General features: G+C 40.1%; 8 protein-coding genes. 5 read left to right on the forward strand and 3 right to left on the reverse strand.

From position 1 onward, the window contains the following. Window positions 1-68: 68 nt before the first annotated feature. Together IJ00_RS01960 and IJ00_RS29840 are read right to left on the reverse strand one after the other, a co-directional pair. Window positions 69-1,730, reverse strand: a complete 1,662-nt coding sequence (locus IJ00_RS01960; RefSeq protein ID WP_035149517.1) for an MBL fold metallo-hydrolase — start codon at window positions 1,728-1,730, stop codon at window positions 69-71. Window positions 1,731-1,922: 192 nt separating this feature from the next. Then, complete coding sequence (locus tag IJ00_RS29840) at window positions 1,923-2,045, reverse strand: membrane protein (protein ID WP_035149519.1); 123 nt, start codon at window positions 2,043-2,045, stop codon at window positions 1,923-1,925. 133 nt (window positions 2,046-2,178) lie between these two features. Here IJ00_RS29840 and ligA point away from each other — a divergent pair, with 133 nt between their 5' ends. From ligA to IJ00_RS01990, 5 genes are all read left to right on the forward strand, one after another. Next, complete coding sequence (ligA, locus tag IJ00_RS01970) at window positions 2,179-4,215, forward strand: NAD-dependent DNA ligase LigA (protein ID WP_371259633.1); 2,037 nt, start codon at window positions 2,179-2,181, stop codon at window positions 4,213-4,215. A 921-nt stretch (window positions 4,216-5,136) separates the two neighbouring features. Next, window positions 5,137-5,721 (forward strand): helix-turn-helix domain-containing protein, encoded by a 585-nt coding sequence (locus tag IJ00_RS01975; RefSeq protein ID WP_035149524.1) that lies wholly within the window; start codon window positions 5,137-5,139, stop codon window positions 5,719-5,721. 21 nt (window positions 5,722-5,742) lie between these two features. Continuing rightward, window positions 5,743-8,775, forward strand: coding sequence for a peptidase domain-containing ABC transporter (locus tag IJ00_RS01980; protein ID WP_035149526.1), 3,033 nt, complete (start codon window positions 5,743-5,745; stop codon window positions 8,773-8,775). 32 nt (window positions 8,776-8,807) lie between these two features. Beyond that, a complete protein-coding gene (locus tag IJ00_RS01985) occupies window positions 8,808-10,328 on the forward strand; it encodes an HlyD family efflux transporter periplasmic adaptor subunit (RefSeq protein ID WP_035149528.1) in 1,521 nt (506 codons plus the stop codon). Window positions 10,329-10,541: 213 nt separating this feature from the next. After that, a complete protein-coding gene (locus IJ00_RS01990) occupies window positions 10,542-11,327 on the forward strand; it encodes a peptidylprolyl isomerase (protein ID WP_035149530.1) in 786 nt (261 codons plus the stop codon). Window positions 11,328-11,953: 626 nt separating this feature from the next. On the opposite strand, the gene IJ00_RS01995 is transcribed toward IJ00_RS01990, so the two are convergent. Beyond that, window positions 11,954-12,172, reverse strand: coding sequence for a hypothetical protein (locus IJ00_RS01995; protein WP_035149531.1), 219 nt, complete (start codon window positions 12,170-12,172; stop codon window positions 11,954-11,956). Window positions 12,173-12,413 lie beyond the last annotated feature (241 nt).

Here is a 12,413-nt window from a genome sequence, read left to right on the forward strand (position 1 = left end):
ATCTTTCTCTGAACCTGATTAGTCAATTGTGGCTAATTACTGATTTTCCGTTCCCGATTCCCAATTACTCATGAATTTAGACGTTCAAAGGCAGGACAATAGCCATCGAGGGTAACTTTAAAATTGTACAAAGGGGACGCGGGATTCCAGCACCGTTGTCCCCTTTGATGTCGGCAGGTACCGCAGCAGTCAACGTCAGAGGAAACATAGCGATCGCCACTTTGGTTTAATAATTCCCGTTGGGATAGTCCCCGCAAAACTATTTCTTCTCCCTGCCATCTGGCTTCTATTAATCCCGTATCGGCAAAGTCGCGCCATCGGGGATCGGCGGTAATGGCATCTGGCAGGGTAATCGTAATGACTGTTCCTAATTCCGTTAATTCCCCTTCGTAGTTGGTTTCCGGGGCAGATGGCTGAATAAATGTCTCACCAATGGGTAATTCGACTAAATTTCCGGCATTGGGAGAATGGAGGTGATAGCGGTTCTGTAGTTCCTCCAGACTGGTTAAATCTGCCAGGTAGACAGGGGAACCATGGACAAAGACAACGTGCTGTGGTCGTAAATTATGGATTAATTGGGTTGTTCCTGGACCATCACTGTGTTGTGCTAGGAGATAGGTTTCAATGGTGGCTTGCTGGGCAATTTTATCGGGTATGGTGATATTAGTTTTTTCTGGCAGGAGAATTAACCAGGGTTCTGTTTCTGGTTGACAGTATTCGTTGATATCAATAATGGCATCGGTGAGAATAATACAGGGCGATTTGCCAACTATCCCCCGTTGCTCTGGCTGTAACCGTCGGACACGGGGGCGGACTCGTTCATCCCAAAATAGGGGTTGGTGACGGGCAAAGTTCTGGACTGAGGGGGGAAAATGGGGTAAGAGTTCCAGGTAGGTGTCACAACCCACAGCCACCGTCCCATCCACCCAAATATCTAAATCTCGCCCGGTGAAGTGGTGATGACTGCGTAGTAACATTAACAATTCTTGACCTAAGCCGAGGGCAGGTGTGGGCAAAATTACAGAACAACGGTCGGCGATCGCCCGGTTAATTCTTTCTGCCAGTTGATTTTCTTGGTGGCGGCGGTGGGGATGGCGAGAAGTGCCATAACTGCCTTCAATTATCAGTACATCTAACTCGATACCTCGTAATTCATCTAACTTCAACCCTTCAACTAAGCGGGAGTTAGACAGGAAAAAATCCCCTGTATAGAGGAGTTTGTAGGTACGCTGGGGAGCAGTGTAGGTCAGTAAAATTGCTACAGCCCCTGGCAAATGACCCGATGGGAATAGCTCAACGACTAAACCTTCCCGCACCTCCACGGGCGATCGCAGGGGTAAAGCTTGGCAAAATTGTGGAATTGTCTCGATATTTGAGTTCAGCCAATTTAGGGGTAATAACTTACTGGTGACTTCGCTGGCGTAAATTGGTAATAGGGGGCAAGCTTGATGTAGCTCCAGCAAACCCCGTGCATGATCAGGATGAGCATGACTCACAAGCACTAAATCCGCAGGTAGAATCGAGCTACGCTGGTTAGCTTGTTTAGTCACTCCCCCAATCAAAGTAGCTATGTTATCTAAACCACAATCTAAAATAATTCGATGTGGTCCCATACGTACTAGTAAACAAACACCCTCATTTTCATGTTGGACAGCATAGGGCAGACATTGTAAATCACTAATCGCCTCGCTGACATCAACACGAGAAGGCGGCGAGTTGCGATCGCTCATGCTTTCTTCCCCTCCAACCTTATTTTCACGGTAATTTACCACAAACCAAGACCCAAGAAGATTTTCTTAACCTTCCCATAGAGCAAATTTTTTATCTGCCCCACACTGGTATGCGGTATTGTTTGAAGAGTCAGCCTATACGCAACTCACAACCAGACTTTTACCCTCTACAGAAAAATTAATCCCCTGAGATTAATGTGCTGAGCCATTACCATGATAGTTGTCGGAGTCATAGAAGCCGTTTTTCGTGCCAAAGAAAAGACAAGCCATGGAAAAGATGACTGTCAAGCCAACTAAAATTAACTTTACATCCATTTGATTAATGCTCTCTAATTAAAGACCTTACTTCTATTATTAAGGGCATTTCTCCAGGTCAGCGAATCTCTAGATATTCTTTAATGATTTATTGTATATAACCGATGAGTCAGGTATTTATTTGGTGGTGATAATGAAACCGGAAGTACAACAACGGGTTATGCAACTGCGGGAACAGTTACAAAAAGCTAGTTATGCCTATTATGTGCTGGATAATCCGGTGATGGAGGATGCAGTTTATGACCAGTTGTATCGAGAATTGCAAGATTTTGAAACTGCCTATCCAGAATTAATTACACCAGATAGTCCCACCCAACGGGTAGGGGAAAAACCCGCCACCCAATTTCATTCTGTGCGCCATCATATTCCCCTCTATAGCTTGGAAAATGCTTTTAACGTTGAAGAATTGCAGATATGGGATAGTCGTTGGCAACGCTTGGTTGCTACTCCGGATGCGAGTTATGTCTGTGAGTTGAAAATTGATGGTAACGCGATCGCTCTTACCTATGAGCGGGGGATTTTAGTTCGGGGAGCAACCCGTGGTGATGGGATTACTGGGGAAGATATTACCCAAAATATTAAAACTATTCGTTCGATTCCTCTACGGTTAGATTTACCAGAGAGTTTGGCAAAATTGGCAGATGTGGAACGGGTGGAAGTGCGGGGTGAGGCATTTTTACCCCTAGATACCTTTGAGAAAATCAACGCACAGAGACAAAAAGCTGGAGAAACCCTCTTTGCTAATCCGCGAAATGCGGCAGCTGGTACTCTGCGGCAATTAGATTCACGGGTGGTGGCAAAACGACAGTTAGATTTTTTTGCTTATACCTTACATATTCCGGGGATGGATGACACCAGTATTGCTGATACCCAGTGGGAAGCTCTGCAACTTTTGCAATCCCTGGGTTTTCGGGTAAATCCTAATAAGCGTTTATGTACATCCCTGGGGGAAGTTGCCGCCTATTATACTGATTGGGATACGGAGCGGTTAAATTTGCCCTATATGACGGATGGGGTGGTGGTGAAACTGAATTCTTTGAAATTACAAGAAAAATTAGGTTTTACCCAGAAGTTTCCCCGGTGGGCAGTAGCTTTAAAATATACCCCTGAAGAAGCACCCACGTTGGTGGAGAAAATCATCGTAAATGTTGGTAGAACAGGAGCTTTGACTCCCTTGGCAGAAATGCGTCCGGTACAATTAGCGGGAACAACAGTATCCAGGGCAACATTACATAATGGCGATCGCATTGCCCAATTAGATATTCGTGTGGGTGATACGGTAATTGTGCGTAAAGCTGGGGAAATTATCCCGGAGGTGTTGCGAGTCTTACCAGAATTACGTCCAGAGGGTACGGAACCCTTTATTATGCCTACCCATTGTCCCGTCTGTGGGCAACCTGTGGTGAAGGAAAAAGACGAAGCTGTTAGTCGCTGTGTAAATATTTCTTGCCCTGCTATCCTCAAGGGGTCAATCGAACATTGGGTAAGTCGGGATGCTTTGGATATTCGTGGTATTGGGGAAAAGCTGGTACATCAACTTGTAGATCGGGGGTTAGTATCTTCCGTTGCTGACCTCTACGAATTGACAACAGAACGATTGTGTGAGTTGGAAAGAATGGGACAGAAGTCAGCCGAGAAAATTGTCATGGCGATCGCCCAATCTAAAACCCAACCCTGGTCACGGGTATTATACGGCTTAGGTATTCGTCATGTGGGTGCAGTCACAGCCCAAACCATCACCGACAAGTTCACCTCTGTAGAACAGTTAGCTAATACTTCCCCAGCCAAAATAGAAGCTATCTACGGCATTGGTGCGGAAATTGCCGATAGCATCTGTCAATGGTTTCGTATCTCTGCTAACCAGACTTTAATTACAAGATTACAATCCCTAGGTTTACAACTCGTCAACACCGAGGTAGTTACTACCACCACAAATCAAATATTCACAGGCAAAACCTTTGTGATCACCGGCACTCTTCCCACCCTCAAACGAGACGAAGCTAAAGCCATGATTCAACAAGCCGGTGGTAAAGTTACGGATTCTATTAGTAAGAAAACCGACTATTTAGTTGTAGGAGCAGAGGCAGGTTCTAAATTGGTAAAGGCAACCGCACTAGGTATCAAGCAGTTGAGTGAAGCGGAGTTACTAGAATTATTGGCAACATCTTAACTCAGTAAGTAGCCGTCATCAGTTGCATACAGGATGTTTTCTAACCATAAACACAAGAAAATCAAATGCAAGTGATTATTATGATAGTTGTATAATTAGCATCTACTTTGTTCTGGTTACTTAATACCATTTCTCTAAATTCCCTCTACATATAATTTTCACGCCTGCCCCCTGTTGTCTATATGTAGCTTGATTTTGGAGAATTCGTATAAGTTTCCTCAGTTCATGAGTATAAAAATAGCGATCGCCTATTTTGTGGGATACAAAGAGTTTGAAAACACGCCCTAGATTTTTCAAATTTTGAAGTAATAAATAATACTTTTCAAATATCCTTTGATCACTTGCTTGCAAGAGCAAATATGTCTCAAGATAGATGTATGAAAAGTAATTGTATGTGTTTATTCTTTTTGTAAAAAAATAATAAAGTTATCGTAAATATTCGGAAAAAAGAGATTTTTTTATTCTGTCAGTCTTGACATCATATAAGGTTAGGCATTACAACAATACAGTGCGTTAATACACATTGTTGATACTTTCTTGATTCCACGATTAACTTAATTTTCAGATAACTGTTAATTTCCCAAAATCTGGAGAAGAAAAGAAACTCGTGGTAGGTATATAGAACTGGCAATTATGACAGCTACGTTGAACAATTGCGGTTTCTATTTCAAGCCCTTATATCATTATAGGTAAATCAATTTTGTATTTTAGCTTTATTTCATGAATGCATGCAGGGACTCTAATCGATATAAGATTTTAAATTTTGTATCTAGCCTACGGTAACGCTATTCGTACAATCCAAAATTTAAATATTTAAAATCTAAAACTCCGTAATCATTGATTAGATTCCACCTGAATTATTCGTGAAATCATAATTGCAATAAAACTGTCGATACATTTAGACGCAATTTGGATTTAGGGATGAGTCTTATATCACAAAATTCTTTGCCAGATGTTGAAAATCGATTTTTTAGCCCTGAACAGCACCAAGATTTATTGAAGAATTTACATCATAATTTGCCGATAGAATATCGACGGCGAATCGAAATTATGTTGTTAGCTGATTTGGGAAAGTCACAAGCCGAAATTTGTAAGATTTTAGGTTGTTCTCAGGAAATGGCAAGGTATTGGATAACTATTGCCAAAGCAGGTTTTGTGGAACAATGGCAGCAAAAACCAATAGGCAGACCAAAAACTGTCAATCAGCAATACCTGGACAGATTAAAAGAGTTGTTGAGTCATAGTCCTCGGAAATATGGTTACGCTTTTAGTAGTTGGACATCTCAATGGTTGAGCAAACATTTGGCTACAGAATTTGGGATTGAAATCAGCAATCGCCATATTAATCGCTTACTCAAAGAAATGGGTTTGGCTACACAAAAACGGTCATCGAGAAAACGTGATATTGAAGACAATCATCCGACTACTGTGAGAATCTATGACTTACAATCTTCTAGTGATTCTCAAATATATCAGTCTTTCAATTTGATGCAAATTCATAACTAAACTTGGGCTACAGGAGAGCGAATGCCATCAATATTTTCCCAAGAACAACTAGGTCAATTACTGACTAATTTTTTGGGTGAACAGCTTTCAGATAGAGAGTTACAGAATTGTTTGTCAAAATTAGAAATTATTGAACCACCAGTCGCAAAACTATTTTGGCAATCACAAGCAGCTGAATCGGGAATTTATTTAGTTATTAGGGGTAAAGTTAGATTATTAGATAGTTCTGGTAACTTAATTTCTACCCTAGGTGTAGGGTCTTCATTTGGTGAAATGACCTTGTTTCCAGAATTAGAATTTAGCTTTTACGCTGCGAGGGCTTCCAATAATTTAAAACTCTGTTATCTCAATTTAGATATTTTGCAGACTTTGATGGCTAAATACCCCAAAATCTGCGATCGCCTGTTGCAAAGTGCAGAACTTTGGGATTTGCTGATGTTGTATCGCCAACAATATCCGCAGACATCTTCCGAAGGAATCTTACAGGCGTTATCTTTGTTTGAAAGGCTTTCTCTGAGAGAGTTTCAGGAAATTAATCTGACTGCAAATACTAAGTTATATCTGCTACATAAAGGGAAACTACGTCACGCTGATGGTAGTTATTTAATTCCAGGGAAAATCTGCACGCCAAAACAGGATGATTGGCAAGCAACTCAACCAACGGTTATTTATCGTTTAAGGAATGCAGATTGGCAAACAGCACTACACTCTTGGCAAGAATTAGCAGAGTTAACTAATTCCCAAGAAAACCCAGATAGGGCAGAAAATCGCGAAAATATTCGCCAATCTTCAATTCCCAATGTCATCCCTTTCCCCACAAACACCACCCCTAAAAAGAAGCAACGAGGCACTTATTTTCCCAGTCCACAAATCAAAGCCAGACATTTATGGGCACAATTAACCAAACGCTATCCCTTTTTTGAACAACAAAGTGCCTCCGACTGTGGTGTCGCTTGTTTGGTGATGATTGGTCGTTATTGGGGTAAAAGCTTTAGTATTAACAGATTGCGGGATTTAGCTAACGTTAATCGCATCGGCGTTTCTTTGCGAGGTTTAGCCAGCGCTGCTGAAAGTATTGGTTTTGCTAGCCGTCCAGTCAAAGCCAGCTTAGATAAATTAGCACAACAGCGCCTACCTGCGATCGCGCATTGGGAAGGTAATCATTACATCGTTGTTTATGAAGTTACCAAAAAACAGGTGATTGTTGGTGATCCAGCTATTGGTCAACGTACTCTTAGCCATCATCAATTCCAAGCAGATTGGACTGGTTACGCTTTAATCTTACAACCTACCGCCCTCCTCAAAGAAAGCGAAGAAGCCAATACACCATTTTGGCAGTTATTCGAGTTAGTCAAACCCCATTGGCAAGTACTGTTAGAAGTTTTCATTGCTTCGGTATTAATTCAATTATTTGGATTAATTACACCTCTATTCACTCAGTTACTTTTAGATAGAGTAATTGTCCAAGGTAGTACCCTCACCTTAACTGCTGTTGGGTTTGGTTTGCTGATTTTTGGTTTATTCCGCGTCGCCCTCAACGGACTACGACAATACCTGTTAGACCACACCGCCAACCGTATCGGCGTAGCGTTAATGGTAGGTTTTATTAAACATACTTTCCGCCTACCATTAGCCTTTTTTGAGTCGCGTTACGTTGGTGATATTATTTCTCGCGTCCAAGAGAATCAGAAAATTCAGCAATTTCTAACAGGGGAAGCACTGTCAATTATTCTTGATTTACTGACAGTATTTATCTATGTGGGATTGATGTTTTGGTATAGCTGGCAAATGGCATTGCTAGCATTGGCAATTGTGCCGCCATTTTTAATTTTGGCACTGGTTTCTACACCATTGTTTCGCCGCATCAACCGGGAAGTTTTTGGCGCATTATCCAAAGAGAATAGTTATTTAATTCAATCTCTGACAGGAATTCGTTCTATTCGCTCCATGGCTATTGAACAGACAGTGCGCTGGCGTTGGGAAGAATTGCTGAATAACTTGACTAAAAAAATGTTTGGTGGGCAGATAGTAGGCAACCAAATGCAGATTTTTAGTTCAACAATTGAATCTTTAGCCACTACCGGCTTACTCTGGTTTGGTGCTTGGTTAGTGATTCAAAACCAACTGACAATTGGGCAATTAGTTGCTTTTAATATGTTGTTGGGTAACATTATTCATCCCTTTCAACGTCTCACCGTTCTTTGGAATCAAATACAAGAAGTGGTTATTTCCACCGAAAGGATTAATGATGTTCTAGAAGCAGAACCAGAAGAAGACTTACAAAATCAACCACGTCAATCTTTAGGCAGCATTCGCGGAAACATTCGCTTTGAGAATCTTACCTTTCGCTACCATCCCGATAGTGATATTAATGTCCTAGAAAACCTGAGTTTTGAAATTCAGCCAGAACAAACAGTAGCCTTGGTAGGGCGGAGTGGTTCCGGAAAAACCACCCTAGCCAAATTGATTTTGGGCTTATATAAACCAACAGAAGGTAAAATTTTAATTGATGGTCATGATGTCACTAATTTAGCGTTGCGATCGCTGCGTTCTCAAATTGGTGTTGTCGATCAAGATACCTTCTTATTTGGCGGTACAATTCGTGAAAATATTAGTATCGCCTTCCCCGAAGCTTCCTTAGCAGAAATTATGGAAGCAGCGCGTTTAGCTGGTGCAGATGAATTTATTCGCCAATTACCCATGGGTTATGAAACCCAAATCGGTGAAGGTGGTGGAATGTTATCTGGTGGACAACGCCAACGTTTAGCGATCGCACGCGCTTTGTTAGGTAATCCCCGTCTATTGGTTTTTGACGAAGCCACCAGTCATTTAGACGCAGAATCAGAACGCATCATTCAGAACAATTTAAATACAATTCTCCAAGGACGTACCAGTCTAATTATTGCCCATCGACTGTCTACAATCCGCAATGCTGACTTAATTTTAGTATTAGATCGCGGTTTGTTAATCGAAAGCGGTACCCATGAAGAATTAATCGCTAAAAAAGGTCATTACTACTACCTAAATGAGCAACAATTCGCGCAAGCAGTTTGATTTAAGAGTGAGAAATTTAGAGTTTAGATATTATGCCTAATACTGCTAGTAATTCATCATCAGCATTAACTGAAGAACAACTCAATAATTCAGCCACTCATAGCATTGAAGATAATCAAGCTGTAGTAGCTAATTCTCCTGATTGGTATTACGGTACAGAAGAACTGTTAGATGCCTTACCCAAACTTTGGACACGTTCGTTACTGTATTTATTAGTTATTTTTAGTGCGGTAGTTTTACCTTGGGCAATGCTTTCTAAAGTAGATGAGACAGGAAGCGCTAGAGGTAAAATTGAACCACTAGGTGAAACTCACAGATTAGATACTCAAGTTAGTGGCAATATTATTGCTGTTAAAGTAAAAGAGGGTGAAACTGTTAAAGCTGGTCAGTTACTTCTAGAATTAGAGTCAAATGTTCTCCAAACTGATTTACAACAGGGCAAAGCAAAGCTAGAAGGATTAATCAATCGATTAGCAGAATTAGACATTTTAAAAAACCAATTAAAACTAGCAATTGGTGTGCAAGAACAACAAAAAAAATCTCAAGAATTAGAAAAAATTTCTCAAATTAATCAAGCACAACAACTGCTAGATGCCAAACAAAGTACTTATAACTTGCAAAAATTGGAGAAACTAGCATTAGTAAATCAGGCTGAACAAAACCAGGTTGCTACTCAGACTACCTATAAATTAGCTGCAAGTCGTTGGCAGAAAGATTTAACAGAAATTGAACGTTATCGCCCTCTAGGAGAGCAAGGTGCTATTCCGAAAATTAAAGTTGTGGAACTAGAAAAAATTGCCGATGAGAGTGAAAGACTCTATCAGCAAAGTGAATCAAATGTCAAACAGGCAAAGTTACGCTTTCAAGAAGAACAAAACCGCTATCAGGGAGTAATGCGCCAAGCTTTGGCGGATATTCAGCAAGCTAAATTGCGACTTGAAGAACAGAAAAATGGTTATAAAAGTGTAGTTCATGCTGGTGAATTGGCTCTGTTAAAAAATCAGGAGCAATTGAAAGATATGCAAACGCAAATTACCAGCCTCAAATCAGAAATAGCTCAAACTAAAAGTCAGATTAGTTCTTTAAAACTACAATTAGCACAACGCATAATCAAATCGCCAATTGATGGTGTAATTTTTAATTTACCCATCAAAAAGCCTGGTGCAGTTGTGCAAACTGGTCAGACAATTGCCCAAATTGCGCCTAAAGATATTCCCTTTATTCTCAAGGCGAATATGCCTAGTCAACAAAGTGCTTTCCTGAAGGTGGGAATGCCAGTTAAAGTTAAGTTTGATGCCTATCCATTTCAAGAGTATGGAGTTGTGACAGGGAAAGTAATTCGGATGTCACCCGACTCTAAAGTTATGGAAACTCCCCAAGGTAAAATAGAAGTTTTTGAAATGGAAATTGCATTGAATAAATCTGATAACCAACGCATTCCATTAACTCCAGGACAAACAGCGACAGCAGAGGTAATTGTCCGTCAGCGTCGTCTGATTGATTTCATTTTAGATCCATTCAAACAGTTACAAAAAGGTGGATTAAATCTTTAATGAAAGACGACAGGGAATAGAGAACAGGGAACACTAAGCCGCCCTTGTAATTTCTCGTTTCTATACAGAGTATGAGAATGAATGGAAAGAAGGCTTCGCCTTCAATGCAACAAAGGCAGAGCCTATTTTCGTGCATTTCCAGTCAGAGCCTGGAAACGAGATAAGTAAACCATAAATTTGCTAAATCATTTAAATTAGTCAAGGAGTTAGAAAATGATGAAATCATTAAATGTATCTCAAAAAGAGATAATTGAACAACTAAAACTGTCATGTCAAGTTCCTAGTTTATTAGAAGCGATCGCCACTCGTAAAATAATCTTTAATACAGTCAAAGATGCAGGCATTAAAGTAGAAAATGAAGAACTACAACAGGCAGCTGATGCCTTGCGGGCTGCTAACCGACTCATTAAAGCTGAAGACACTTGGAACTGGCTACAAAAATATTATCTTTCTGTCGAAGATTTTGAACAATTAGCAGAAATGAGCCTGTTATCTGTCAAGTTAGCCCATCATTTATTTGCAGACAAAGTTAAACCGTACTTTTATGAAAACCAACTCAATTATCTAGCTGCTGTCACCTACGAAGTTGTCTTAGAAGACGAAGATTTAGCTTGGGAATTATTTTATGCAGTCACTGAAGGCGAAATTACCTTTCAGGATGTGACTCGTCAACACATTCAAAATCCAGAGTTGCGACGCGCTGGGGGATATCGCGGTATCAAACATCGTCATGAGTTGAAACCAGATATTGCTGCTGCGGTGTTTATTGCGAATTCTCCAGAGTTACTCAAACCGATTGCGATTGGAAAAAAAGTACATTTAATTTGGGTTGAGGAAATTATCCAGCCAAAATTAGACGAGCAGCTATGCTTAAAGATTATGGGTGATTTATTCGCAGATTGGTTAAAACAACAAATTACCCAAGTAGAAATTATTCCCCATTTTGAATCAGATTCCTATTCTCAACCTGTGCAGGAATTATTGAGGATAGCTTCATAATTTTTGGATTATATTATAGTAGGTTGGGCATTGCTCACCCTACGAAATCATTAGTGAAAATTTATAACCCTGAAAACTCAGTGGATGTTTGAAAAGTACTATTGTTGGTATCAAAACATTCTCGATCCCCCTCAATCCACGCCACTTGCTACAACGGGGGGAACCCCCGCAACACAGTGGCTCCCCTTCAAAAGGGGGACTTTTATATATGTAGTTTCTTTGGGACTATTAACACCTGAAGTATTTGCCCTCTAAGCTTTTTGGAAAGTTAGACTTGGATTCCGGTTCCCCACTTTTTAAGGGGGGTTAGGGGGGATCTCTAAGTGCCTAAAATCACAGCCAACTACTTTTCAAACAACCTCTTACGTCGCAATGACGTTAATGCGTAGTCCTTAGGTAAATCCTAGCCATAATACCTCCCTACACAGAATGGTGCGCTATAGCTTTCGCTTAACGCACCCTACTTACGTATCCCAACGACCAATATTTACGTTGTTATACTCATTTAGTTATGAACAGATGAAATGAAATAAAAAGAACCATTCGTGTATATATGCCATTATGAAATTTTCGTTTTTTCGGTAATATCCACAAAATGGTCTCATTCTTTTATCAGGAGTATGTAATTACTTGTCCAACTTTTTGACCAAGAAATTTACGATTGTATTAGCTATATTTAATACACCGTTACCTATGACGAACAAGCCATTTAGTACTCCACCCCAAAATAGCAATAATTCCGTAGAAGAAACACCACCGTTAACGAATGCAGCTTCGGTTTCAGCTACTTCATTGATGAAGGAATTAGAATCGATAGCTAAGTCGGAAATTGTAATTCTAGACATGAGATTTTACTTTTTTAAGTGAATTTTTTGTTGCGGTTAAGCTTGTTTACTTAACTCTTGAATCTATTTTTATCGATCACAATTGTAAATTCAATAGTTAAAAAGAAGAGATAAGACATAACTAAAGTAGTTTTGTCTCTTGGTTTTTAATATTAAGAAATATCGATTATATCTAGAATTGCATTATTTACAATTTATCGAGGTTCTGTCGCTCAAAATTACTCAAAGACATAATTCCAAG

The organism is Calothrix sp. 336/3, assembly GCF_000734895.2.
Classification (GTDB): domain Bacteria; phylum Cyanobacteriota; class Cyanobacteriia; order Cyanobacteriales; family Nostocaceae; genus 336-3.